The sequence below is a fragment of the Massilia sp. ZL223 genome, assembly GCF_018119395.1.
Lineage (GTDB): Bacteria > Pseudomonadota > Gammaproteobacteria > Burkholderiales > Burkholderiaceae_D > Telluria.
The window spans coordinates 86,380-111,178 of record NZ_JAGPWD010000007.1 but is presented as its reverse complement, the minus strand read 5'-3'; the positions used below and the strand labels follow the sequence as shown (position 1 = coordinate 111,178).

Sequence of the window (24,799 nt, the reverse complement as noted above, 5' to 3'; positions counted from 1 at the left end):
CATGGCCTGAACTATAGGAAGTCCGCACCGCCGGAAAAAGGTGATCGGCAGTAATACAATCGATACACGATGTAATGAATCGCCTAGCCTCTCAGCTGCTCGACCAGGAAGTCGACGAAGGCGCGCACGCGCAGGGCCACGTGGCGCGCATGCGGATAGAGCAGGCAGAAGGGCCGCGAGCGCCCGCCGTATCGCGGCAGCAGTTCGACCAGCCGCCCTGCCCTCAGGTCGTCTTCGACGATGAAGCGGTAGGTCTGGAACACGCCGCCGCCGGCGCGCGCCAGCGTTACCGCGCCAAGGATGTCCCCGGCGCAGCCATACAGGCCGTTTGTGGGCAGCTCGATGTCCGCGCCGCCGTCGCGGAACAGCCAGGGGATGTTGCGCCCGTTGCTGGGCAAGGCGAACTGGATGCAGTTGTGGGCGCGCAGCGCCTCCAGAGAATCGGGCGTGCCGGCGCGCTCCAGGTAATCCGGAGAGGCGACCACCACCAGTTCGGCGTCTTCCAGCTGGCGGGAGATCATGGTGGAATCGGGCGGCGTGCGGCCGCGGATCGCCAGGTCGAAGCCTTCGTCGCCAAAGTCGACGTTGCGGTTACTGAGGTGGAATTCGATGCGCACGTCCGGATAGCGGCGCGTGAACTCGGGCAACAGCGGCAGCACCCGGTAGTGGCCGTAGGGCGTAGGAAGGCTGATGCGCAGCAGGCCGGAGGGCGCGCTCTGGCGCCCGGTGACCATGCGCTCGGCCTCCACCAATTGAGCGAGCGCCGCGCGGCACTGTTCGTAGTACTCGCGTCCCGCTTCGGTCAGGTGCAGGGTGCGCGTGGTGCGCACGAACAGGCGCACGTCCAGGCGCGCTTCCAGGCGCGAGATGGCGCGGCTCACCGCCGCCGGGGTGACGCCCGCCGCCGTCGCCGCGGCCGTGAAACTGCCCAGTTCTGCCGTGGAGCAGAACAGCTCGATGCTGCCCAGGAGGATGTCGTCGAATTGGCGGGTCATCGGTTCATGCCATGGAGTTCATGCTGCCGATGATACCCGCCGGGGCTCATTTGGTCACCGTGAGGACGCTGCGCTTGCCGCCCTTGAAGCCATACAGGGTGATGGTGCCGTCGCGGATGTCGCCCTTCGCATCGAAAGCGATCGGACCGGTCACGCCTTTGTACTGGATGCTGGCCAGCACCGGCAGGTACTTGGCCGGCGCGGACGACCCGGCCTTGACCATGGCCTCCGCCATGACCATCACGGCGTCGTAGGCGTAAGGCGCGTTGATCTGCACGTCGATGCCGAAGCGCTTCTTGTAATCCGCCCGGAATTTGTCCATGCCGGCCTTGGCCTCGCCCTGCACGCCGCCCGCTTCCGCGCACACCACCTGGCCGTCCGCCATGGTGCCGCCGGAGAGCTTGTGGATCTCGTCCGAGCAGATGCCGTCGCCGCCCATCATGCGCACGTTCATGCCGAGCTGCTTCATCTGGCGCAGCATGGGGCCGGCGGTCGCGCTCATGCCGCCGAAGAAGACCAGGTCCGGCTTGCTGGCGCGGATGCGGGTGATGATGGCCGAGAAGTCGGTCGCCTTGTCGTGGGTGAACTCGCGCGCCACCACGCTGCCGCCCTGCTTCTGCAGGCTGCGCGAGAATTCGGTCACCAGGCCCTGGCCGTAGGCGGTGCGGTCGTCGACCACCGCCACGCGCTTCGCCTTCATGCCGTCGAGGGCGTAGCGGCCCAGCGCCTGGCCCAGCTGCACGTCGTTGGCCACCACGCGGAAGGTGGTGTTGAAGCCCTGCTGGGTGTACTTCGGCGAAGTCGACGAGGGCGAGATTTGCGGGATGCCGGCCGCGTGGTAGATCTTGGAGGCCGGGATCGTGGTGCCCGAGGTCTCGTGGCCGACCATGCCATGGATCTTCGCGTCGACCAGTTTCTGGGCCACGCTGGTGGCCTGCTTCGGGTCGCCGCCGTCGTCCTCGGCCATCAGCTGGAAGGTGACCTTCTTGCCGCCGATGCTCACGCCGCGCGCGTTCAGCGCTTCCACCGCCATGCGGGCGCCGTTCTCGGTGTCCTTGCCGAAGTAGGCCACCGGCCCGGTCACGGCCGCCGCATGGCCGATCTTCACCACCTCCTGCGCCGTCGCCATGCCAGCCGCCGCCGCCAGGGCGCCGACCATCATTACCTGCTTGTTCATCGCATCCTCATTGTCACTGCTAGCGCTAGCGCGCCAAAACCGTCCATTCTACCGGCTGCCGCACGGGCGTGCTGCTTGTGACAATTGGTGAGAATGCCATCTTGCTAACTGCTGTATTCTCCGCGCTCATCGGCGCAAAAGACGCCAGCCCCTGGCAGCAATAGGCAGAAAACGACGTACCACGGAGACCACCATCGATACCCCAGCCAGAATCAGGGCTGCCGGCGCGCTTGCCGGCGGCCTGCTGTTTTTGTCGACCGCGCTGCCGGTCCATGCCGCCGGGCTGGACCCGGCCACCGACGCATGCGCGCAGGCTGGCCGCCACGGCCAGCCCTGTGCCGGCGCCGTACTGGGCAAGACGCCCCGCCCCACGGCCGCCATCCAAGGCCCCCGCCACGCCGTTTCCGCACGCACGAAGCGCGAATGCCGGGGCTTGCAGGATGCGATCCAGGTGAGCGAACAAGCGGAACGGCGCAGCACCGGCGCCGGTGTGATCGAATCGCTGCGCCAGGACTTGCTCAGCCTACGCAAGCGCCATCGCCAGTTGGGCTGCTGATCAGCTTTCCTGTTTCTTGAAGACGACCGTGGCCGCCAGTCCGCCCAATCGCTCGGAACGGCCGAGCGTGAGCGCGGCGCCGTGGCGTTCGGCGATGGCCTTGATGATGGCCAGGCCCAGGCCGCTGCCGGCGGCTTCGCTGCCGGCCACGCGGTAGAAGCGGTCGAACACCCTTTCGCGTTCCTCTTCCGGGATCCCCGGGCCGCTATCTTCCACCGTGACCTTGACCGCCGCGCCCTCGGCGACCACCGAGATATCGGCCGTGCCGCCGGCGGGCGTGTACTTGATGGCGTTGTCGACCAGGTTGCGCAGCAGGATCTGCAGCGCATCCGGCTGGCCTTCCACACTGGCCGGGTCGGCCTGCTGCACGCCCACGTCGACGCCCTTGGCGGCGGCCACGCCGGCCAGGTCGGCCACGGTGCGGCGCGCCAGGTCGGCCAGGTCGACCGGGCGGCAGGCGGCGCCGCTGGCGGCGGTCGCTTCCTGGCGCGCCAGCACCAGCAGCTGTTCGACCAGGCGCGTGGCGCGGTCGATGCCGGCCGTCAGGCGCGCCACCGCGAGCTTGCGCGCGTCGGCGTTATCGGCGCGGTCCAGGCTTTGCGCCTGCAGGCGCAGCGCGGCCAGCGGCGTGCGCAGCTCGTGCGCGGCGTCGGCCACGAAATTCTGCTGGGCGTCGAAGGCGGTCTTCACGCGTCCGAACAGCAGGTTCAGTTCCTGCACCAGCGGACGCACCTCGTCCGGCAAGCCAGCTTCCGATACCGGCGACAAGTCGTCCGCCTGGCGCGAGGCCACCTGCGAGCGCACCCGCGCCACCGGCTCGAGCGATCCGCTCACCACCCACCACACCACCAGCATCAGGATCGGCATCATCACCGCGATCGGCCCCAGGGTGCGCAGCGCCAGGTTGCCCGCCATGTTGCGGCGCACGGCCAGGTCCTGGGCCACCTGCACGGTCTGGTTCGCGGTCTGGATCGAGAACACGCGGTAGACGGTGCCGTTGGCCTTCACGTTGGAAAAGCCCAGCACCGCACGCTGCGGCAGGCGCGCGCGCGAGACGCTGTGGAACATCTGGACCCCGTCCGGAGACCACATCTGCACCACCATGTCGTCGTTGCCGCCGCTTTCGCTGTTGGCTTCCATGCGCTCCTGCACCTCGGTGTTCGACAAGGGCGTGCCCGAGCGCAGCGAGAGCGCCATTTGCTGCATGTGGTAGTCGAAGATCTGGTCGGCGTCGTGCAGGGCCGTGCGGTAGGCGATGGATGCCTGGGCCAGCGCCGCGATCGTGATGGCCGCCAGCAGGAACCACAGCAGGCGGCCCCGGAGCGAATGGGTGACCTTCATGCCTTCGGGACCATGTAGCCCACGCCGCGCACGTTCTGAATCAGGTCGCTGCCCAGCTTCTTGCGCAGGCCGTGGATGTAGACCTCGACCGCGTTGCTGGAGACTTCGTCGCGCCAGCTGTACAGCTTTTCCTCGAGCTGGGCGCGCGACAGCACGGCGCCGGGACGAGCGACCAGGGCTTCCAGCACCGCCCATTCGCGCGCCGACAGCGCTACCTGCGTGCCGTCGACCAGCACCTCGCGGGTGGCGGGGTTGACCGAGATGTTCTTGTATTCGAAGATGGGTTCGGCGCGCCCGGCGGCGCGGCGCAGCAGCGCGCGGATGCGCGCCAGCAGTTCGTCGAGATCGTAGGGTTTGAGGACGTAGTCGTCGGCGCCGGCGTCGAGGCCGGCGATGCGCTGGGCCACCGAGTCGCGCGCGGTGGCGACCAGCACCGGGGTGCGGTCCTTGCGGGAGCGCATGGACCGCAGCACGTCCAGCCCGTCCTTGCGCGGGAGCCCAAGGTCGAGCAGGACCAGGTCGTAGTTCTGGTTCTGCATCAGGGCCGTGTCGGCCATTTCGCCGTCCTTGACCCAGTCGACGGCGTAGTGCTCGGCCCTTAACAGGTCGAGCACTACTTCGCCGATCATCGTATCGTCTTCCACCAGCAATAGCCGCATGAATTCCCCGTTCTTGAAACCAGCAGGTCGAGGACGCTACGCTTCCTTAACCGATCCGCACCGGAATGAAGATTCTGTCACTCCCGCGCTGGATCAGCAAGGCCACAGACTTGCTGGCTTTCGCCACCACGTCGCGGACCTGGTCGACGGAGTTCACCGCGCGACCGTTGACTGAAATAAGTACGTCGCCCGGCTCGATGCCCGCCACGGCGGCGGCGCCCGAGGCGTCCTCGATCACGAGGCCGGAGGCGATGCCGCTCTGGCGGCGCTCGATCGGTTCGAGCGGACGCAGGGCCAGGCCCAGCTTGGCGCTGTTGTCCTGCACATCCGCGGCCAGCTCTTCCTGCGGGCGCTTGCCCTTCTCGCTGGCGTCGCCGAGCGTCGCATCGACGCGCACCAGCTTGCCGTCGCGCCAGACGTCGAGGCTCACGCGTTCGCCCGGCTTGGCCAGGGCGATGATGCCCGGCAGGTCGCCCGAGGACACGATGGACTGGCCGTTCACGCGGCGGATCACGTCGCCCGACTTCAGGCCGGCGCGCTCGGCCGGGCCGCCGCGCTCGACGCTCGAGACCAGGGCGCCTTCCGGCGATTCGAGGCGGAAGGAATCGGCGAAGCCCTGGCCGACTTCCTGCACGCTCACGCCCAGCTTGGCGTGCTGCACCTTGCCGGTGGCGACGATCTGGTCCTTGATGCGCACCGCGACGTCGATCGGGATCGAGAACGACAGGCCCTGGTAGCCGCCGGTCTGGCTGTAGATCTGCGAGTTGATGCCGACCACTTCGCCGCGGGTGTTGAACAGCGGGCCGCCCGAGTTGCCGGGGTTGACGGCGACGTCGGTCTGGATGAAGGGCACGGCGCCGTCCGGCAGCGAGCGGCCGGTGGCGCTCACCACGCCGGCGGTGACGGTGCTTTCCAGGCCATACGGCGAACCGATGGCCAGCACCCACTCGCCCACCAGCAGCGAACGCGATCTGCCGACCGGCACCACCGGCAGGTTCTTGGCGTCGATCTTCAGCACGGCCACGTCGGTCTTCGGGTCCGAGCCCAGGACCTTGGCGCGGAATTCGCGGCGGTCCTGCAGCTTGACGGTGACTTCGTCGGCGCCTTGCACGACGTGGGCGTTGGTCAGGATGACGCCGTCCGGGCTGACAATGAAGCCCGATCCGGCGCCGAAAACGACCGGCGCTTCACGACCGCCGCCACCACCGTAGCGCGGGTCCTGGAACTGCCGGAAAAACTCGTAGAACGGATGGCTCGGGTCCATGCGCGGCATGGCGCCGCGGTTGGCGGCGCGGCTGGTGCCGCTGACACGGATGTTGACCACGGCCTTGCCGTTTTGCGCAGCGATGCGCGTGAAATCAGGAAGCGTCACCGTCGCCGCAGGGGCGGCCACTGCAGCGGCAGGCGCGGGCGCGGCGGCCGGCGCGGGGGCGGCTGCGGCAGGCGCAGTCTCGGCTGCAACGTTGTTGTGGTTGACCGCAATGGCACCAACCGCTCCGCCAATGACGCCCGCGGCACACAGGGCCAGGGTCAGGCGTTTGGCGGTGATGGCAGGTTCGTTAGACATGTATGAGCTCCTGATGAAAATTGTCGATGGTGTGGATGATCGATGGAGGTAGTTTCCCGCATGAGCCTTAGACCATGCTTAAGTTGGCAAGAGTCCGCCTTAGGGCAGGCTTAAGGACGGGTTAACTCATCGGTTCCAAAAACAAAAAGGGCGCCCCGTACCGCGAGCGCCCTCCTTTTAATTCACTACTGCTGTTACCACTGCCTGCTTAGGCGGCGTCGCGTTGCTCCAGTGCCTGGACATTACCCGTGTTGCCCAGCGCATCCGCAATGGCGATCTTGCGCGGCTTCAGGGCTTCAGGCACTTCGCGCACCAGTTCGATGGTGAGCATGCCGTTGTCGAACGACGCAGTGGTGACCTTCACGTGGTTGGCCAGCTGGAAACGCTGTTCGAAATCGCGTGCCGCGATGCCGCGGTGCAGGTAGGTACGCTGGGTCTCGTCCTTCTGCTTGCGGCCGGTGACATGCAGGCTGTCACGCTCGGTCACGATCTCGATCTCGTCGCGGCTGAAGCCGGCGAGTGCCATCACGATGCGGTACTCGTCCTCGCTCACCAGTTCGATGTTGTACGGCGGGTAGCTCGGCTCGCCACGCTGCTCGAGCAGGTTGGCCAGGCGATCGAAACCAATGGCGGAACGGTACAGCGGAGTCAGATCAAAAGTACGCATGATTACATATCCTTTTTCAAGTTAAGCGATAAGTTGACGGACCTCATTGAGCATCCGTTGAAGCCAATCTAATGCCAGGTCTTTGACTTTTCAAGGTATGCGAAATATGGTTTTTAAGCATGTTTAGCAAATTTTGTTTGCAGTATGTTTCCATGGAATCTAGGCCTGCAGAGCGGTGCTACACTCGTCCGTTTGCTTCCATCATCCCCTTGCCATCCATGACTTCGACCCGCAATCTGCTCGCGCGCGCCGCGCGTCCGGCCAGTGCCCTTGCCTTCGCCCTTGCCTTGACCCTGCCGGCCCAGGCCGCCGTCCCGGCCGTCGGCGACCAGCCCTATCCGGGCACCATCGCCGTCAAGGTCGACGCGACCAATTTGTCGCAGCAGATCTTCCGCATGCAGATGGCGATTCCCGTGCAACCGGGTCCGCTGACCCTGCTCTATCCGCAGTGGGCGCCGGGCAACCACGGCCCGAACATTCCGCTGACCCAGCTCGCTGGCCTGAAGTTCAGCGCGGGCGGCAAACCGGTCGAATGGACGCGCGACCCGGTCAACGTCTACGCCTTCCACGTCACGGTGCCGGAAGGCGCCACGACCCTGGACGCCGAGTACCAGTTCCTGTCGCCGCTGGACGGCGGCCAGGGCCGCATCACCATGACCGACGACATCCTCGGCGTGCAGTGGCAATCGGTGCTGCTCTACCCGGCGGGCTACCACGCGCGCCGCATCACGGTGCAGCCGAGCGTCGTGTTCCCGGCCGGCTGGCAGTTCGCCAGCGCGCTCGAGGTCCAGGAAAAGCGCGGCAACGAAGTGCGCTTCAAGCCGCACGACCTCGACACCCTGGTCGACTCGCCGATCTTCGCCGGCCGCTACTTCAAGCGCATCGACCTGGCGCCGGGCGCCAAGGCGCCCGTAATGCTGAACGTGGTCGCGGATAATCCGGAAAGCCTGGAAGCCAAGCCGGAACAGATCGCCCTGCACCGCGCGATGGTGGAGCAGGCCCTCAAGCTGTTCGGCTCGCACCACTACAAGCACTACGACTTCCTGTTCGCGATCTCGGACGAATTCGGCGGCATCGGCCGCGAGCACCACCAGTCGAGCGAGAACGGCGTCAAGCTGGGCTACTTCACCGAGTGGAGCAAGAACGAAGGCGGACGCGAACTGCTGCCGCACGAATTCGTGCACTCGTGGAACGGCAAGTTCCGCCGTCCCGCGGGCCAGGACGTCCCCAACTTCAACACGCCGCTGCAAAACAGCCTGCTGTGGGTGTACGAGGGCCAGACCCAGTTCTGGGGCAATGTGCTGGCGGCGCGCTCGGGCCTGATCTCGATGGCGCACGCACGCGAATCGCTGGCGGCCAGCGCCGCCCGCTACGACAACACGCAGGGCCGCGCCTGGCGCGCGGTGCAGGACACCGTCAACGACCCGATCATCAACGGCCGCCGCCCGATCGGCTGGGGCAACTGGCAGCGCAGCGAGGACTACTACGTCGAGGGCATGCTGATCTGGCTGGATGTGGACACCAGGATCCGCGAGCTGTCCGGCGACAAGCGCTCGCTGAACGACTTCGCACGCGCCTTCTTCGGCGTCGAGGACGGCCGCGTGGACGCGCTGCACTACACGTTCGAGGACGTGGTGGTGGCGCTGAACAAGGTGCAGAAATTCGACTGGGCGCCCTTCCTGCGCACCCGCCTGGAAGGCCACGGCCCGGGCGCCCCGCTCGACGGCCTGGCGCGCGCCGGCTGGAAGCTGGTGTACACCGACACCCCGACCGATGCGGTCAAGGCCGCGGACGAGCGCAACAAGCTGACTGACCTGAGCTACTCGCTGGGCTTCTCGGTGCGCCAGGACGGCAGCGTGACCGGCGTGATCTGGGACGGCGTGGGCTTCCGCGCGGGGCTGGCGGCCAACACCACCATCATCGCGGTCAACAACAAGGCCTACAAAGGCGAGGTGCTGAAGGCGGCGATCAAGGCGGCCAGGGACGGCAAGGCGCCGATCGAACTGCTGGTGAAGAAGGGGAACAACCTGCGCACCATCTCGCTCGATTACCGCGAGGGGCTGCGTTATCCGCGCCTGGAGCGGATTGCGGGGACGAAGGACAGGCTGGAAGAACTGTTCAAGCCGATGAAGTGATGGTTTAGCTCGTGGTGCGTAAGCAAACTTGGGTCCCCGCCTACGCGGGGACCCAAGTTCGTCGCGCACCACGGCAGCTTGACCACTACCCGCGCCACCCAGTACATCCCCTCATGAATTTCATCGCGATCGCCACCGTCAGCTATTACACCTACCGCACCAGCCGGCGGTAGGAAGCGTTTCGCGCAACCCGGCACGTCTTCAACTCGCCTGGCGTTCGCTGGTGAGGATGCGCACCGCGATGCGGGCCGGCGCGGACAGCAGCAGCACGGCAGGAAAAGCGATGACCCAGGCCATCAGCCACGCGCCCAGCCATTGGCTGAGGAAGTCCCCCACCCAGCCAATGGCGCGCCAGGTCGACACACCCGAGATCACCAGCGACATCTGCCCCGACAGGATGAAGGCGAACAGCTGGGGCGCATATTTTTTCGGAATCATGGCCGCTCGCCCGCCAGGCGCTGCAGGGTAGCCGCGAACTGGCGGCCGAACAGGCGCGCGGTCTTGATGTCGCCCGGCGGGAAGGCGTCGGGCGGGGATGCGTGTCCGGCCTGGGCCATCAGTCCCGACCACGAGCCGAGTCGGTTGGCCGCTTCGTCGTAGGGCACGCCGGCGTGCTGCTCGGGCAGGATCTGGTTGCCGAGCCAGAGCATCCCGTGCTGCATGCAGAAGGTGAACATCGACAGGAGGGTCGATTGCTTGTCGCCCGCCGGCAGCGAGGACACGGTGAATCCGGCCGCCAGCTTGCCCTTGAGCTTCTGGGTGCGCCACAGCGGACCGGTGGCGTCCATGAAGCCCTTGAACGGTCCCGACACGCCGCCCAGGTAGGTGGGCGAGCCGAGGATGATGCCGTCGTAATCGCACAGCCGATGGGTCTCCTGCGCCAGGTCCTGCGCCAGCAGCAGGTCGACGCCGATGCCTTCCCGGCTGCCGGCGCCTTCGGCCACGTGGCCGGCGATGTGGGCGGTGTGGCCATGGCCGCTGTGGTAGATGACTGCGAGTCGTTTCATGCTTCCTCCGATGTGATGAGTGGATGTCCTCAGAACGCCAGCAGGCGGGCGGCAAGATAAAGGCCGAGGCCGAACACGGCGTGGTTGGCCAGGCTGCGCAGGCAGTTCCTGACGGGTGTCGGGGTCTTCGAGGCGGCGAAGCCCGCACCCATGGCGGGCTGCATGACGAACAGCGGCGCGGCCACGGTGGCGACGCCGACCGCCAGCGCCGGCAAGAGCGTCGGGCTGTCCAGCCAGCGCAGGCCGTTCAAGCCGACCAGCAGCGCGGCGAAGCCGACGCCGACGGCGTAGTGGGTGGCCCAGCCCAGCAGGCGTTCGCCGGCTACCGGGGACGCCTTGGCGATGGCGGCATGCGCGACCCGGCCGCGCGCCAGGTGGCCGACCCAGCGGCCGACCAGGGCGAAGTCGAGGGTCTTGACACCCATGCGTTTCAGCACGATGAGCCAGGCGTCCATCACGACGGTGGCGCCAGCGCCGATGAGGACGATGTCGAGGATGACTGCGAGCGCTTCCATGGTATTCCTTTCGATTGACCGGACTGCGTATGTGGTCCACTATAGAAGTTGAAGTCAACTTCAAGTCAAGGGATTTGGCATGGACATTGCGGAAGTCGCGAAACGCAGCGGCATGGCGGCGTCGACGCTGCGCTATTACGAGAAGAAGGGTTTGATCGCCTCGACAGGACGCCAAGGACTGCGCCGCACCTTCGGCAAGGATGTGCTGGACCAGCTGGCCCTGATTTCACTGGGCCAGGCGGCCGGGCTGTCGCTGGACGATATCCGCGGAATGTTCACGCCCAACGGGCCGCGGATCGACCGCCAGGTGCTGGCGGCCAGGGCGGACGAGATCGATGCGCTGGTGCGGCGCTTGAAAGCGATGAGCAAGGGCTTGCGGCATGCGGTAGCCTGCCCTGCCCCCAGCCACATGGAATGCCCGACCTTCCGCAAGCTGCTGGCCTCGGCGGCATCGGGGACCATCGACCGGCACTGGCGCCAGGCCGCCAAGTGACCATCGCCGCAGACGGCGCCGCGGCCAGGCAGGGTCAGGCGTGGTGGCGCCGCCGTGCGGGCAGGGTTTGAACAGTTAGCTCAGAACTTATTCGGATTTGTGCGGTCATATGCATTATGACCAAGCTAATCACAATTGGTGCCGCCGCGAAAGCGATTGGTGTCTCTACCAGTACGCTACGGCGCTGGGAAAGGAGCGGGAAGCTTATTCCTGCCAGGACCGAGAGCGGACAGCGGCGCTATGACCTGGCCGCGCTGCGCCCCTGGACTGCACCATGGCATCCAGTCCGAACGGAGAACAGTCGCCTACGTGCGTGTCTCCAGCCACGACCAGAAGGCCGGCCTCGAACGGCAAAAGCAGGTGCTGGAATTGTACTGCGCAAACCAGGGCTGGACCTTCGACGTGATCGAGGATCTGGGCTCTGGCATGAACTACCGCAAGAAGGGCTTGAGAAAGCTGCTGGAGCGGATCCTGGCGGGCGAGATCGGTCGTCTCGTGCTCACGCACAAGGACCGGCTGCTGTGTTTTGGCGCCGAATTGGTGTTTGCTCTCTGCGAGGCCAGGGAGGTCGAGGTCGTGATCATCAATCAAGGTGCGGACACGACGTTCGAGGAAGACTTGGCCAGCGACGTACTGGAGATCGTTACCGTGTTCTCGGCACGGCTGTACGGCAGCAGGTCGCGCAAGAACCAGAAGCTGCTGGAAGGCGTGCGCAGCGCCGTGAAGGAGGCGCAATGCTCGTAGCGCACCGCATCCGGCTCGATCCCAACAATGTCCAGGCGACGTACCTTGCCCGGGCGGCTGGCGTGGCGCGCTTCGCCTATAACTGGGCTTTAGACGAGTGGGGGAAACAGTACGCAGCCTGCGAGGCCGATCCCTCGTTGCGCAAGCCGTCCGAAGCGGCGCTGCGGCGCCAGCTCAACGCCATTAAGCGCGAACAATTTCCCTGGATCTTGGAAGTCACCAAGAATGCGCCCCAGATGGCGATCATGCAGCTGGGCCGCGCGTTCGATAATTTCTTTAACAAGCGTGCCCGCTACCCTATCTTCCGCCGCAAGGGCTGCGACGACCGTTTTAGTTTGAGCAACGACCAGTTCCGGGTCGAGGACAAGCGGATCCGCATCCCGAAGTTGGGCTGGATCCGCATGTGCGAAACTTTGCGTTTTACCGGCCGGATCGTATCGGCTGCGGTCTCACGCGTTGCCGACCACTGGTACGCCAGCATCACCGTCGACACCCTTGAACTGTCCTTGCCGCCAGCCGAAAACCAAGGTGCGGTAGGAATCGACCTCGGGGTTTTCGGCGCTGGCGCCCCTGTCGACTGGAGAGAAGTTCGAAGGACCGAAGGCACTGCGCACCCTGCTGCCGCGCCTGCGCCGCCTGTCGCGCAGCCTGTCGCGCAAGGTCAAAGGTTCGCGTAACCGGGCGAAGGCGAAGCTGGAACTGGCGCGCCTGCATGCCCGGATCGGCAACATTCGCCGCGATAGCCTGCACCAGCTGAGTACTAACATTACTCGCCGCTTCCGCACGATCGGTATCGAGGACTTGAACGTCAAGGGCATGCTGGCCAACGGACGCCTGGCGCGGGCGATCTCGGATATGGGTTTCTACGAACTGCGCCGCCAGCTGGAATACAAGGCGGCGTGGTGCGGCGGCCAGGTGGTGGTGGCGGGCCGATGGTACCCGAGCAGCAAGCTGTGCTCCAGCTGCGGATACCGGCTGGAAGCGCTAAGCCTGGCGATCCGCTACTGGGCCTGCCCGGACTGCGGGATGGCGCACGAGCGAGACGTGAATGCGGCCATCAATCTGAAGCATATCGCGGTGAGTTCCACCGTGACTGCCTGTGGAGGGGAAGGCGCTGGTCCTGCGTGCGAGCGCGGGACGAAACCGGCCCTGGTGAAGCAGGAATCCAGCAGCAAAGTTAACTACGGATAGCTTTGCGTAAGTTTGGAAGAACGGTGTAGCTGACTTCCCTGTCACCGGGTTGCAGCTCGCGCTGCCAGCCGTGGGCTTCGTAGAAGCGGTCCGCGCGCGTGCCGATGCCGGTGCTCAGCGAGACCTTCGGGTGCCCCTGGGCAAACAGCCAGTCGCAGGCCATCTCGAGCAAGGTGCGGCCGATGCCGCGGCCTTCGCTGTCCGGGCGCACGAACAGCGCCCAGATCGAACCATCGCGCACGTCGGCCACGGAAAAGCCGAGGATTTGCCCGTCCTCCTCGCACAGCCATCCCTGCCCCAGCGTGGTCAGGTAATCGTGGTACATGGCCAGAGTGACCTTGTCCGGCGAGGACAGCTGGTTCTCGCGCACGGACAGGCGCAGCACCGACAACTCGGGGATATCTTTCAATTCCGCCTGGCGGTAGTTCAGGTTCGTTTTCATCGTTGTTTTCATAAGGCGTCGTGTGGTGAATCAAGGTAGCGCGCGCTCCACGCGGCGATGACGCCGGCCACGTACTGCGCATCTTCGCGGCGCGTCAACAGGTGGTCGGCGCTGTCGAGCGACACGAAGCTCTTCGGATGGCGGGCGGCCTCGAAGATCTGCATGGCGTCCGACAGCGGCACGGTCCGGTCGAGCGGCGAATGCAGCACCAGCAGCGGGAGCTTCAGGGCATGGATCCTCTCCGCCAGGCTGTGCTCGGCAATATCCTCGAGGAACTGGCGGCGGATCGTGAATTCGCGACCCGCCAGGCGCACGCGCGCCTCACCGTGCTCAGCAATGGTGTCCAGGTGCTCGCCGAACAGGCCGGTAACGTGATGCGGATCGCTGGGCGCCGCGATGGTGGCCACGGCGCGCGCTTCCGGCACGGTGGCGGCGGCGGCCAGCACCGCTGCGCCGCCCAGGCTGTGGCCGACCAGCAATTGCGGCGCGGCATACTCGGCGCGCAGGAAATCGACGGCCGCGATCAGGTCAGCAATATTCGAGGAAAAATTGGTGTTCGCAAATTCGCCTTCGCTGGCGCCGAGGCCGGTGAAGTCGAAGCGCAGCACGGCGATGCCGTGGCGCGCCAGGCCGTGCGCCGTGCGGCTGGCCGCGAGCACGTCCTTGCTGCAGCTGAAGCAATGGGCGAACAAGGCGTAGGCCCGCACGGGGCCGTCCGGTACATCGAGACGGGCGGCCAATAGCTGGCCGTCCGCGCCGGGGAAGTGAACGGTTCCGCCAGCCATCAAACATCTCCTTCATGGGTTGCACAAGGCAGTCGCAGTGCGCTTTTTGGGCGCAACGATAGCACATGCGGCGGGCGATGCAGAGAGATGCAGACGGGCTGGCGCCACTGTATGATAATTGCATTGGGTCTCGCCTTGTCTGCTGCGGCGCGCCTGCGCTGCGGCGAACGTTCCTCTACATTACGGCATGCACATATTTGCGCTTTCTCCAGAGCGGCACGCGGCGCTCGATCACCCCGTCTGGTCCAGCCTGGCGGGCGGGCACCGCCATTTCGCCCAGGGCGGCCCGCTTGCCCTGCGCTATCCGCGCGAGGTCGGGCCCTTCGCGGCCTTGCTCGGCGACAGCCCGGCGGCCTGGACCGCGCTGGCCAGCCTGCTCGCGCCTGGCGAATCGGTCATGCTGGTGACGCCCGATCCGGTCGTGGGTGCGGATGGGCTGGAGGCCACCCGGCTCGGACCGGTGCTGCAGATGGTGGCGACGCGCGACGCCGGCAGCGCCGCTGCGGCGACCTTGCTGCTGGGCGAGGACGATGCGGCCGAGATGCGCAGCCTGACGGGACTGACCAATCCGGGGCCCTTCGGCGTGCGCACCCACGAGCTGGGCGAGTTCCTCGGCATCCGCGATGGCGGCACGCTGGCGGCGATGACGGGCGAGCGCATGCGTCCCAGCGGGATGGTCGAGGTGAGCGCGGTGTGCGTGCATCCCGAACACCGCGGCAAGGCGTATGCGCGCATCCTGATGGTCGAGAAAATGCGCCGCATCGTGGACCGCGGCGACCTGCCCTTCCTGCACGTGTACCCGGACAATGCAAGTGCGATCGCGCTGTATGAGTCGCTGGGCTATGTGGCGCGCAGGACCTTGCAGCTGACCAGGGTGACGGCGCCGGAATGAGGTCGGTCATCAGCGAACAGGTGACCTGTCCTTTTGCCGCAATACCCGTAGGGTGTGGACGGCTCGTGAAATGCCCCACTGGGGCATTTCACTCCACGCGGTGATAGTTGACGGCGAAATAATGCGGCATGAAATCGGAGCCCCTTAACAACCGGTAATCGGCAGATCACCAGGCGCAGCACTGGAACCGATAACTATCGCCGCGTGGGCGGTAAACCCGCCCACGCTACGATGACGCCGGCGATTCATCCAAACAAACCATGCAAGTACCAGCGCGGCGCGGCATCCTCGCCCGAGCCGACGATGCGCTCGCGGTAGATCCAGTACAGCGTGTGGTCCTCCCCTTCCGCGATGAAGTAGTCGCGCGTCTGGGTCTCGCTCCACCACCCCGCCTCGATGCGCTCCGGGGTCGAGGCCACCTTCAGCGGCGAGCCGTAGAAGGGCCGGTGGTTGCGGATCAATAGCGCGATCGGCTTGGCCAGCAGCCAGGTCGGACGCGGCAGGCTTTGCACGTCGGGCGGCCTGCCGGCCTCGCGCGCCGCCCGGCTCACGCGCTCTTCCACCGGAATCCAGACATTGGCGACCTCGGGGCGGTAGTCGGCCAGCGGCACCGCCTGCAGCACATTGTCCGCGCCCAGGCGCGCCACCAGCAGCTCGATCATGCGCAGCCGGTCTTCCTCGGTGCCGCCCGGCTCGGGAAACAGCGACTCGCTCGGCGGCGCCATGGCTCGCATCTGCTGCGCTTCCAGTGCCAGGCCGATCACCGGCGCTTCCAGTTCCAGCTTGCCCAGGCGTTCCTTGAGCAGGCGCACCAGGTGCTCGTCGCGCCAGGTCGGTTCGGCCAGGGCGATCTCCAGCGCCGTGGGCGGACGCGCCACCCGGCCGCGTTCGTGCTCCAGCAGCAGGCGGATGCGCTCCACCGCCAGCTGGCGCGCGCACAGCCAGCCGGTAAGCTGCAGCACCAGGTGGTGGGCGCCGGCCAGCAGCAGGTCGGCCTGGTCGATGCGGTCGAACAGCTCCAGCCGCGCCTGGAAGTGCTCGGGCGGCGCGATCCATTCGAACAGCTCCGGACTCAGGCCATAGGCCGCATCGACCAGGTCGAGCAAAGGCCGTCCGCAACGGCGCTGCAGGCCGGGCCGCGGCAGGCGCCGCAGTTCCTCCAGGCGCTCGCAGCCGATGCCCTCGAACCAGGACGCATAGGTGCGTGCGGGCGGCAGCAGCACCACCGGCAGCCGGTCGAGGCGGCGCGTGAGCGAGTCCATGCGCACGGCCCGCCCCGCATTGCGGCGCGCCAGCAGCCAGGCCCCGCGCGCGGTGGGCGCGCAGCTGATGCAGGCCGTAAAACCGAGCGCGCGCAGGTTCTCGCGCACCCGCGCGCACAGCCGGCGGATGCCGCCGAACAGGCGCAGGCTGGCGCCTATGTCCAGCAGCAAGGTGGCTTCCTCGGCCTGCGCCACCTGCGGCGTGTACTGCAGCATGCTCATCGCCACCGCCTGCAAGGCCTCGGCCTCGCGCGCGGGATGGCGCTCATGCAGGCGCGCCTCGGGCATCAGCATCAGCACGCCGCCGCGGCGCATGCCGGGCCGGACTCCGGCCGCGCGCGCGGCGGGCGACATTGCCAGCACGCGCTCCTGCTCCAGCACCACGCTGCCGGGGTCACTGGACCAGTTCGGGCTGAAGACCTCGAGCGGTAGCTGGGGCAAATACAGGCCGATCCAGAGACGCATGACGTTGGAGAAGAGAAGGAGTCAAGGGAAGGAACAGCGGCGCGTCGCGCTGCGGTCCCCGGCGTTTGAGAAAGTCGATGTGCATGCCGCCCGCCGCCGGCCGCAGGGCAAGACGCAGTGGCGCGGGCGATGCGTCCTGCGCCGCGGCCAGCGGACGGAGCATGAAAAACAGGGTCTCGCCGGCCTGCGCCGCCAGATGCAGGCGGCGCAGGCTGTCGCTGCGCACGTGATTGGTCCAGAACAGCAGCGCCCCGCAACTGCCGCTGCGCAGCACCTGTTCCGCCGCCCACAGCGCATCCGCCGTGCGGCTGCTGCGCAGCCACAGCAGGTGTGCTGGGTCCAGGCCGAGCGCGGCCAGCGCCAGCGCCTGGGGCGGATGGGGCGGCTGCAGCAGCACGATGCGGCGTGCGGCGCACTGCGCCAGCGCGGGCTGCAGCAGGCGCATTTCGCCGATGCCGGGCTGCTGCAGCATCAGGTCGGTCAGGGTGCCGGTGGGCCAGCCTCCGCCGGGCAGCTGGGACGACAGGGCCGCGTGGCCGGTGTCGACGCAGCGGGTGCCGGCATGCGCCAGCTGCGACGCCAGCCACAGCGAAGGGTGCAAAGCCTCCGGCGCAACATTGGTGTTGGTTGTTAGCATAGTTGTGCTGGTAGAAATACTGTATAAATATACAGTACTATCTGAGCCGGAGTTTGGCAAGGTATATTCATTTTGAACATACCAGTTGGGTATTTGGTATTGATAAAACTTAAACTCGCGCCAGCCCAGCATCAAGGCAAAAGATGAAATAATGCGGGCTCATCTATTTCCGCTTCAGCAATGACTTCACTGCTCCGTCTGCCGGGAGGCCGCCCTTGAATCCTGTCGATCTCGTCGGCGCCGTCCTGTTCGCCCTTGCCCTGGTCCACACCTTCTCCACCAAGGCCTTCCACGCCCTGGCCCACCGCTATCCGCGCCATGCCGGCCTGTTCCACCTGCTGGGCGAGGTCGAGGTGGTGTTCGGCTTCTGGGCCTTCGTCCTGATCGCCGTGATGGCCCTGATGGGCGGAGGCGCCGCGGCCATCGGCTATGTGGAGTCGCGCCAGTACACCGAGCCGCTGTTCGTGTTCGTGGTCATGGTGATCGCGGCCTCGCGCCCGGTGCTGGACGCCGTGCGCGCCCTGCTCGGCCTGCTGGCGCGCCTGGCCCCGGTGCGCACCGAGGTGGCGCTGTGCTGGCTGGGCCTGGCGCTGGTGCCGCTGGCCGGTTCCCTGATCACCGAGCCGGCCGCGATGACCCTGGCCGCCCTCACCCTGGCCCCCATCGTGTTCCGTCCCGGCATGCCGGAATGGGGCAAGTACGCCGCCCTCGGCGTGCTGTTCGTGAACGTGTCCATCGGCGGCACCCTCACCTCCTACGCCGCGCCGCCGGTGCTGATGGTGGCCGGCACCTGGGGCTGGGACAGCGTCTTCATGCTCACCCACTTCGGCTGGCGCACCGCGCTGGCGGTGGCCATCAACGCCACCGTGGCCACCCTGCTGCTGCGCCGCCACCTGGCCCCACAGGAAGCCGCCAGCACCGAAGCCGCGCCGCTGGCGGTATCGATGATCCACATCGCCTTCCTGGCGCTGGTGGTGCTGCTGGCCCACCATCCGGTGCTGTTCATCGGCCTGTTCCTGCTCTTCCTCGGCTTCACCACGGCCTACCAGCGCCACCAGGATCCGCTGATCCTGAAGGAAGGCCTGCTGGTGGGCTTTTTCCTGGCCGGCCTGGTGGTGCTGGGCGGCATGCAGCAATGGTGGCTGCAGCCCCTGGTGTCGAGCCTGGGCCCGACCGCCATCTTCTTCGGTGCGCTCGGCCTGACCGCAATCACGGACAATGCAGCCTTGACCTACCTGGGTTCCCTGATCACCGGCCTGAGCGACCATGCCAAGTACATGCTGGTGGCGGGCGCCGTGTGCGGCGGCGGCCTGACCGTCATCGCCAACGCGCCCAACCCGGCCGGCGCCGCCCTGGTGCGCCAGGGTTTCGCCCACGGATCGATCGGGGCCGTGGGCCTGTTCCTGGGCGCGCTGCTGCCCACCTGCGTGGCGGCGCTGTTCTTCCTGATCTGACAATGGAAATGGAGGCGGTAATGGACGACGACATTCTGGTCAGCAAGGCCGGCACCATCGAACGCTGCTGCCGCCGCGCCCGCGAAGAGTATGCGAAGGAACCGGCCACCTTTACCGAAGACATCACGCGCCAGGACGCGGCCACGCTCAACGTGATCCGCGCCTGGGAAGCGGCGATCGAGATGGGCGACTATGTGATCGGCAATGCCCGCCTCGGCCTGCCGCAGGACGAGCGCGAAGTCATCACCCTGCTGGCCGAACATGGCTGGATCGAGGCCACCCTGGCCGAAGACCTCAAGCGCACCGGCGAATTCTGCCGCGCCGAATGGGATTACCAGCAAGCGCCCCTGCCCGCGCTGGTGACCATCATCAAGCGCGGACTGGACGATTTCGGCGTCTATGCCGCCGCCTTGCTCAGCGGAGCCCGCACTCCCACAGAGTGAAGGGGCGGCGCGTCGGACACGCGCTAACTGGTATCATGGCGCGTTTCCGGACTTCGATCCCGACGCCGCCTGACACGCTCTAGCGGTGCAACACCTACTTACCAAAAGCAAGAAATGACCACACCGACCAATTTGCCCTCCTTCTGGAGCAGGATTTCGATCGCCTTCGGCGCCTTCTTCAAGTCGCTCGGCGATGCCGAGTTCGCCGCGCGCGTGCGCGATGACAGCGTCGGCCCGGTGGCCGCACCAGCTCCTGTGGCGCCAGCCCCGGCTCCCGCTCCAGCGCCTGCCCCTCTGCGCGCTCCGACGCCGGATTCCGCCCTGCAACTGTTGAGTCTGTTCCAGCGCGAAGCCCGCCTGATCGACTTTACCCAGGAAAACCTGAGCGCCTATTCCGACGCCGACATCGGCGCCGCCGCCCGCGTGGTGCACGAAGGCTGCGCGCGCGTGCTGCGCGAGCACTTCACCATCGAACCGGTACGCAACGAGAACGAAGGCGCCCGCATCACCCTGGAAGAAGGCTTCGACGCCGCCAGTGTGCGCCTGACCGGCAACGTGGTCGGGCAGGCCCCGTTCAAGGGTACCCTGAGCCACCGCGGCTGGCGCGCGTCCAAGGTCACCCTGCCGCAACTGGCCGAGAAGCACGACGCGCGCGTGCTGGCGCCGGCGGAGGTGGAACTGTGAGCCAATCGAACGAAGATGCGCGTTATGCCATCGGCATCGACCTGGGCACCACCCACAGCGCCCTGTCCTATGTCGACCTGCAGGCCAGCGACGGCGAGAAGACCGCGGACGGCGTCCTGCCCGTCCCGCAGCTGACCGCGCCCGGCACGGTCGAAGCGCTGCCGCTGCTGCCTTCCTTCCTCTACCTGCCGCACCCGGACGAACTGGCGCCGGGCGAGCTGGCCCTGCCCTGGAGTACGGGCGGCGAGGCTTCCGGTGCGATTGCAGGTGAATTTGCGCGCAGCCGCGGCGCCACCACGCCGATCCGCCTGGTGTCCTCGGCCAAGAGCTGGCTGTGCCATCCCGGCGTGGACCGCCGCGCCGCCATCCTGCCGCACGACGCGCCGGAAGAAGTCGAGCGCGTCTCTCCCTTGGCGGCCTCCACCCGCTACCTGCAGCACCTGCGCCAGGCCTGGAACGCGGCGCATCCGGAAGCGCCTTTCGAGCAGCAATCGGTCACCGTCACCATCCCGGCCTCCTTCGATCCGGCCGCGCGCGAGCTGACCGCCGAGGCGGCCCGCCAGGCCGGCTTCGCGCCCACCCTGCTGGAAGAGCCGCAGGCGGCCCTGTACAGCTGGATCCAGGGCAGCGGCGGCCGCTGGCGCAAGCAGGTACAGCCGGGCGACATCATCCTGGTGGTCGACGTCGGCGGCGGCACCAGCGACTTCTCCCTGATCGCCATCCTCGAGCGCGACGGCAAGCTGGAACCGCACCGCGTGGCCGTGGGCGACCATATCCTGCTGGGCGGCGACAACATGGACCTGGCCCTGGCCCACCTGGTGGCGCGCAAGCTCTCCGCCAACGGCACCCAGCTCGACGCCTGGCAGATGCGCGCCCTCACCTACGGCTGCCGCAGCGCCAAGGAAGCCCTGCTGGCCGACGCCAACGCCACCACCTGGCCCATCGTCGTGCCGAGCCGCGGCTCCAAGCTCATCGGCGGCTCGATCCGCACCGAACTCACGCGCGAGGAAGTCACCACCTTCATCACCGACGGCTTCTTCCCGCGCGTCGAAGCGTCCGCACGTCCGGCGACGCGCGCACGTGCAGGTCTCACCCAGATTGGCTTGCCCTATGCGCAGGATGCGGCGATCACCCGCCACCTGGCCGCCTTCCTGGCGCGCCAGGCCGGCGCCACCGCCGAACTGGAAGGCTTCAGCGGCCGCGTCAATGCCGAGCACAGCTTCCTCCACCCGAGCGCGGTGCTGTTCAACGGCGGCGTGTTCAAGTCGAACATCCTGGCCCAGCGCGTGATGGACACCATCAACGACTGGCTGTACCTGGAAGGCGCGCAGCCGGCGCGCATGCTGGAAGGCGCGGACCTGGACCTGGCGGTCGCGCGCGGCGCGGCCTATTACAGCTACGCGCGGCGCGGCGGCGGCGTGCGCATCCGCGGCGGCACGGCGCGTTCCTACTACGTCGGCGTGGAATCCTCGATGCCGGCCATCCCCGGCATGGAGCCGCCGATCGAGGCGCTGTGCGTGGCGCCCTTCGGCATGGAAGAAGGCAGCGAACTCGAACTGCCGGGCCAGGAATTCGGCCTGGTGGTCGGCGAGCCGGTGCACTTCCGCTTCTTCGGCTCGACCACGCGCCGCCAGGACCGCATCGGCGAAGTGCTGGAATTCTGGGGCCCGGACGAGCTGCAGGAGCTGAACGAGATCCAGGCCACCCTGCCGGCGGAAGGCCGCGTGCCAGGCGACGTGGTGCAGGTCAAGCTGCATGCGCTGGCCACGGACACCGGCACCCTGGAACTGGCCGCCGTCTCGCGCGACGGCCAGCGCTGGAAGGTGGAGTTCGACGTCCGCACCGGTCCTGAAGGAACGTGACCTACCTCGTCGGCATCGACCTCGGCACCACCAACACGGTGCTGGCCTATAGCGGCAAGGCCGGGAACATCGAGCTGTTCTCCATAGCTCAGCTGGTCGCGCCCGGCGAAGTCGCCGGCGCGCCGCTGCTGCCATCGATGCGTTATCACCCACTGGATGACGAACTCGCACCGGGCGAGCTGCAACTGCCTTGGACGCAGGACGATCCGGCCGGCGTCGCCCAGGTAGCGTTGGGAAGACTGGCGCGCGTGCTCGGCGCCGCCACGCCGGGACGCCTGGTGGCCAGCGCCAAGAGCTGGCTCTCGCATCCGGGCGTGGACCGCATGGCGCCCATCCTGCCCTGGGGTGCGGAAAGCGATGTCGCCAAGGTCTCGCCGGTGGCGGCCAGCGCCAGCTATCTCGCGCACCTGCGCGCAGCCTGGAACACGCGCTTCCCCAAGCAGCCGCTCGAACGGCAGCAAATTGTCCTGACTGTCCCCGCATCCTTCGACGAAGGCGCACGCGCGCTGACGCTGGAGGCGGCCAGGCTGGCCGGCCTGCCCACGGTGCGCCTGCTGGAGGAACCACAGGCCGCGCTCTACGACTGGCTGTACCGCCACCGCACCACGCTGGCGCAAGACCTGGGCGACGCGCGCCTGGTGCTGGTGGCCGACGTCGGCGGCGGCACCACCGACTTCAGCCTGGTCAAGGTGGAGCTGCAGGACGGCGAGCCCAGCCCCACCTTGACGCGCATCGGCGTGGGCAACCACCTGATCCTGGGCGGCGACAACATGGACCTGGCGCTCGCCCATCTCATCGAAAACCGCATGGCGGAGCAAAGCGGAGAAGCGCGCACGCGCCTGTCCGCGGCGCGCCTGGCCCAGCTCACAGAACGCTGCCGCGCAGCCAAAGAGCAACTGCTGGCGCCTGACGCGCCGGACTCGGTCACGGTGACCTTGCTGGGCACCGGCTCGCGCCTGATCGGCGGCAGCCGCAAGGCCGACCTGCGCCGCGACGACATCGAGCGCATCGTGCTCGACGGCTTCTTGCCGCTGAACGAAACCCGGGAAGAAGCCAGGCGCGCACGCGCCGGCATCGTCGAATTCGGCCTGCCCTACGCGAGCGACCCGGCCATCACGCGCCACCTGGCGGGCTTCCTGCGCCAGCACGCACCCGCCGCGCGCGAAGCGCTCGGCCTGCCCGACGACGGCAGCTTGCCGGTGCCGGACACCCTGCTCCTCAACGGCGGCGTATTCCGCGGCGCGGCGCTCGCGCAAAGGCTGGCCGGCACGCTGGCCAGCTGGCGCGGCGCGCCCCTGCGCGTGCTGCACAACGAGAACCCGGACGTGGCCGTGGCGCGCGGCGGCGTCGCCTACTCGCTGGCGCGCCAGGGCCTGGCGCCAGCCATCGAAAGCGGCGCGGCGCGCAGCTATTACCTGCTGCTCGACGGAGAAGCGAAAGGCGACAGCCTGCGCGCCGTCTGCCTGCTGCCGCGCGGGACGCCGGCCGCCATCGAGGTGCCGCTGGCAGGCCGCAGCTTCGGCCTGCGCGTCGGTCGCCCGGTGCGCTTCCACCTCGTCTCCACGGTGGCCGACGCTGCTCCACCACAGGCCGGCGACCTGGTCGATCTCGATCCCTCGGACGTGGTCCGCCTGCCCGCCATCTCCACCGTGCTGCGCGCCGCTCCCGGAGCGGCAGCGCGCGCCGAGATTCCCGTGCAGCTGGTGACCGCGCTGAGCGAAGTCGGCTCGCTCGACGTGCACTGCGTCGCCGAGGATGGCAGCTGCCAGCGCTGGCAGCTTGCCTTCCAGCTGCGCGACAGCGGCGACGAGGAAGGCGCCACGCCGGAATCGGAAATCATGCCTCCGCAGCTCGACGCGGCCATCGACAGGATCGAGCGCGTGTTCGGCGCACGTTCCAAGCAAGTCGATACGAAGGAAGTGCGCCAACTGCGCGCCAGCCTCGAATACCTGCTGGGCGCGCGCGAACGCTGGGACACGCCGCTGCTGCGCCGCCTGTTCGACGCCCTGATGGCGCGCGCCAAGGGCCGGCGCCGCTCGGCCGAGCACGAACGTGCCTGGCTGAACCTGGCCGGCTACTGCCTGCGTCCCGGCTTCGGCCATGCGCTCGACGAATGGCGCATGGAAGAGCTGTGGGCCATGTTCGAGAACGGGGTCCAGTACCACAAGGACAGCCAAGTGCGCGCCGAATGGTGGACCCTGTGGCGCCGCGTGGCCGGCGGCCTGGATACCGAAGCCCAGCTGCGCCTGCTCGACGATTTCGCCTTCAACCTGCAGGCCGACGAATCCGAACGCGGACGCCGCCCGGTCACGCTGGTGGACGGCAGCGAGGACGACATGCTGCGCATGGGCGCCTCGCTGGAACGCATCCCGTCCAGCTACAAGGCCGAGATCGGCGAATGGCTGCTGGAGCAGATCATGGCGATTCCCACGGCCGCCAAGCTGGACGCCAAGACCACCGCGCGCTACGCCCGCTACCTGTGGGCGCTGGGCCGCGTGGGCGCGCGCCAGTCCTTCCAGTCCAGCGCCCACGAAGTGGCGCCGCTGGAGGTGGCCGAGCAATGGCTGGGCAGGCTGATGCAGCTCGACTGGCGCAAGGTGGAGCCGGCCGGCTTCGCGGCGGCCCATATCGCGCGCATGACGAGCGACCGCTCGCGCGACATTGGCGAGCCGGTACGCGAACAGGTCCTGCGCCGGCTGGCGTCCAGCGGCGCCCCCGCGTCCTGGTCGGCCATGGTGCGCGAGGTGGTCGAGCTGGACCAGGCGGTCGAATCGCGCATGCTGGGCGAGGCCCTGCCGCCAGGCCTCAAGCTGCTGCGCTGAAGCG

Annotated in this window: 24 protein-coding genes and 1 pseudogene; 12 read left to right on the top strand and 13 right to left on the bottom strand. The window is 67.5% G+C overall.

Translation table 11 applies throughout. The features are described 5' to 3' along the window. Positions 1-83: 83 nt before the first annotated feature. Together KBW95_RS07340 and KBW95_RS07335 are read right to left on the bottom strand one after the other, a co-directional pair. Positions 84-995, bottom strand: coding sequence for a LysR family transcriptional regulator (locus tag KBW95_RS07340; protein WP_211524414.1), 912 nt, complete (start codon positions 993-995; stop codon positions 84-86). 46 nt (positions 996-1,041) lie between these two features. Beyond that, on the bottom strand, positions 1,042-2,172 hold the full coding sequence (locus KBW95_RS07335) for a branched-chain amino acid ABC transporter substrate-binding protein (RefSeq protein ID WP_211524415.1): 1,131 nt from the start codon (positions 2,170-2,172) through the stop codon (positions 1,042-1,044). 250 nt (positions 2,173-2,422) lie between these two features. Between KBW95_RS07335 and KBW95_RS07330 the strand changes: the two genes are divergently transcribed. Then, positions 2,423-2,728: a hypothetical protein gene (locus KBW95_RS07330; RefSeq protein WP_211524416.1), complete on the top strand. Its 306-nt coding sequence runs from the start codon at positions 2,423-2,425 to the stop codon at positions 2,726-2,728. Here KBW95_RS07330 and KBW95_RS07325 read toward each other — a convergent pair whose 3' ends face one another. From KBW95_RS07325 to KBW95_RS07310, 4 genes are all read right to left on the bottom strand, one after another. Further along, positions 2,729-4,069 carry an ATP-binding protein gene (locus KBW95_RS07325; protein WP_211524417.1) on the bottom strand — a complete coding sequence of 447 codons (1,341 nt, stop codon included), beginning with the start codon at positions 4,067-4,069 and terminating at the stop codon, positions 2,729-2,731. Next, positions 4,066-4,728 (bottom strand): response regulator transcription factor, encoded by a 663-nt coding sequence (locus KBW95_RS07320; protein ID WP_211524418.1) that lies wholly within the window; start codon positions 4,726-4,728, stop codon positions 4,066-4,068. The genes KBW95_RS07325 and KBW95_RS07320 overlap by 4 nt, the downstream gene beginning before the upstream one ends. Positions 4,729-4,774: 46 nt before the next feature. After that, a complete protein-coding gene (locus tag KBW95_RS07315; RefSeq protein ID WP_211524419.1) occupies positions 4,775-6,295 on the bottom strand; it encodes a Do family serine endopeptidase in 1,521 nt (506 codons plus the stop codon). A gap of 208 nt (positions 6,296-6,503) precedes the next feature. Further along, positions 6,504-6,962, bottom strand: a complete 459-nt coding sequence (locus KBW95_RS07310) for an Hsp20 family protein (RefSeq protein ID WP_211524420.1) — start codon at positions 6,960-6,962, stop codon at positions 6,504-6,506. A 218-nt stretch (positions 6,963-7,180) separates the two neighbouring features. On the opposite strand from KBW95_RS07310, the gene KBW95_RS07305 reads away from it, so the two are divergent. Then, complete coding sequence (locus KBW95_RS07305; RefSeq protein WP_211527850.1) at positions 7,181-9,097, top strand: M61 family metallopeptidase; 1,917 nt, start codon at positions 7,181-7,183, stop codon at positions 9,095-9,097. 201 nt (positions 9,098-9,298) lie between these two features. On the opposite strand, the gene KBW95_RS07300 is transcribed toward KBW95_RS07305, so the two are convergent. The 3 genes from KBW95_RS07300 to KBW95_RS07290 are packed head-to-tail and all read right to left on the bottom strand — an operon-like array spanning position 9,299 to position 10,619. Further along, positions 9,299-9,535 (bottom strand): DUF2798 domain-containing protein, encoded by a 237-nt coding sequence (locus tag KBW95_RS07300; RefSeq protein ID WP_211524422.1) that lies wholly within the window; start codon positions 9,533-9,535, stop codon positions 9,299-9,301. Then, positions 9,532-10,104 (bottom strand): flavodoxin family protein, encoded by a 573-nt coding sequence (locus tag KBW95_RS07295; protein WP_211527849.1) that lies wholly within the window; start codon positions 10,102-10,104, stop codon positions 9,532-9,534. The genes KBW95_RS07300 and KBW95_RS07295 overlap by 4 nt, the downstream gene beginning before the upstream one ends. Positions 10,105-10,133: 29 nt before the next feature. Beyond that, complete coding sequence (locus tag KBW95_RS07290) at positions 10,134-10,619, bottom strand: DUF2938 domain-containing protein (protein ID WP_211527848.1); 486 nt, start codon at positions 10,617-10,619, stop codon at positions 10,134-10,136. A 79-nt stretch (positions 10,620-10,698) separates the two neighbouring features. On the opposite strand from KBW95_RS07290, the gene KBW95_RS07285 reads away from it, so the two are divergent. From KBW95_RS07285 to KBW95_RS24510, 4 genes and pseudogenes are all read left to right on the top strand, one after another. Then, positions 10,699-11,112 carry a helix-turn-helix domain-containing protein gene (locus KBW95_RS07285; RefSeq protein WP_211527847.1) on the top strand — a complete coding sequence of 138 codons (414 nt, stop codon included), beginning with the start codon at positions 10,699-10,701 and terminating at the stop codon, positions 11,110-11,112. A gap of 116 nt (positions 11,113-11,228) precedes the next feature. Beyond that, positions 11,229-11,856, top strand: a pseudogene (locus KBW95_RS07280) (IS607 family transposase). After that, positions 11,847-12,533 carry a helix-turn-helix domain-containing protein gene (locus tag KBW95_RS24515; RefSeq protein WP_229429599.1) on the top strand — a complete coding sequence of 229 codons (687 nt, stop codon included), beginning with the start codon at positions 11,847-11,849 and terminating at the stop codon, positions 12,531-12,533. The pseudogene KBW95_RS07280 and the gene KBW95_RS24515 overlap by 10 nt, the downstream one beginning before the upstream one ends. After that, positions 12,418-13,047 carry an RNA-guided endonuclease TnpB family protein gene (locus KBW95_RS24510; RefSeq protein ID WP_307727638.1) on the top strand — a complete coding sequence of 210 codons (630 nt, stop codon included), beginning with the start codon at positions 12,418-12,420 and terminating at the stop codon, positions 13,045-13,047. The genes KBW95_RS24515 and KBW95_RS24510 overlap by 116 nt, the downstream gene beginning before the upstream one ends. Here KBW95_RS24510 and KBW95_RS07270 read toward each other — a convergent pair. Together KBW95_RS07270 and KBW95_RS07265 are read right to left on the bottom strand one after the other, a co-directional pair. Next, positions 13,034-13,489, bottom strand: a complete 456-nt coding sequence (locus tag KBW95_RS07270) for a GNAT family N-acetyltransferase (RefSeq protein WP_229429598.1) — start codon at positions 13,487-13,489, stop codon at positions 13,034-13,036. The two genes, KBW95_RS24510 and KBW95_RS07270, sit on opposite strands and share 14 nt — an antisense overlap. Before the next feature lie 8 nt (positions 13,490-13,497). Continuing rightward, positions 13,498-14,274, bottom strand: coding sequence for a S9 family peptidase (locus KBW95_RS07265; protein ID WP_211524427.1), 777 nt, complete (start codon positions 14,272-14,274; stop codon positions 13,498-13,500). Between the two features lie 187 nt (positions 14,275-14,461). On the opposite strand from KBW95_RS07265, the gene KBW95_RS07260 reads away from it, so the two are divergent. After that, positions 14,462-15,166: a GNAT family N-acetyltransferase gene (locus KBW95_RS07260; RefSeq protein ID WP_211524428.1), complete on the top strand. Its 705-nt coding sequence runs from the start codon at positions 14,462-14,464 to the stop codon at positions 15,164-15,166. Positions 15,167-15,411: 245 nt separating this feature from the next. On the opposite strand, the gene KBW95_RS07255 is transcribed toward KBW95_RS07260, so the two are convergent. Both KBW95_RS07255 and imuA read right to left on the bottom strand, forming a co-directional pair. Next, a complete protein-coding gene (locus KBW95_RS07255; RefSeq protein WP_211527845.1) occupies positions 15,412-16,893 on the bottom strand; it encodes a DNA polymerase Y family protein in 1,482 nt (493 codons plus the stop codon). Next, a complete protein-coding gene (imuA, locus tag KBW95_RS07250; RefSeq protein ID WP_211527844.1) occupies positions 16,823-17,530 on the bottom strand; it encodes a translesion DNA synthesis-associated protein ImuA in 708 nt (235 codons plus the stop codon). The genes KBW95_RS07255 and imuA overlap by 71 nt, the downstream gene beginning before the upstream one ends. Positions 17,531-17,745: 215 nt before the next feature. Here imuA and KBW95_RS07245 point away from each other — a divergent pair, with 215 nt between their 5' ends. The 5 genes from KBW95_RS07245 (at position 17,746) to KBW95_RS07225 (ending at position 24,795) form a co-directional block, all read left to right on the top strand. Continuing rightward, positions 17,746-18,984 carry a putative Na+/H+ antiporter gene (locus KBW95_RS07245; RefSeq protein WP_211527843.1) on the top strand — a complete coding sequence of 413 codons (1,239 nt, stop codon included), beginning with the start codon at positions 17,746-17,748 and terminating at the stop codon, positions 18,982-18,984. A gap of 20 nt (positions 18,985-19,004) precedes the next feature. After that, positions 19,005-19,427, top strand: a complete 423-nt coding sequence (locus tag KBW95_RS07240; RefSeq protein ID WP_211524432.1) for a DUF86 domain-containing protein — start codon at positions 19,005-19,007, stop codon at positions 19,425-19,427. Between the two features lie 114 nt (positions 19,428-19,541). Next, positions 19,542-20,111: a DUF2760 domain-containing protein gene (locus KBW95_RS07235; RefSeq protein WP_211524433.1), complete on the top strand. Its 570-nt coding sequence runs from the start codon at positions 19,542-19,544 to the stop codon at positions 20,109-20,111. After that, on the top strand, positions 20,108-21,973 hold the full coding sequence (locus tag KBW95_RS07230; RefSeq protein WP_211527842.1) for an Hsp70 family protein: 1,866 nt from the start codon (positions 20,108-20,110) through the stop codon (positions 21,971-21,973). Before KBW95_RS07235 ends, KBW95_RS07230 begins: the two co-directional genes overlap by 4 nt. Further along, a complete protein-coding gene (locus KBW95_RS07225) occupies positions 21,970-24,795 on the top strand; it encodes an Hsp70 family protein (RefSeq protein ID WP_211527841.1) in 2,826 nt (941 codons plus the stop codon). Before KBW95_RS07230 ends, KBW95_RS07225 begins: the two co-directional genes overlap by 4 nt. The last annotated feature ends 4 nt before the right edge of the window (positions 24,796-24,799 follow it).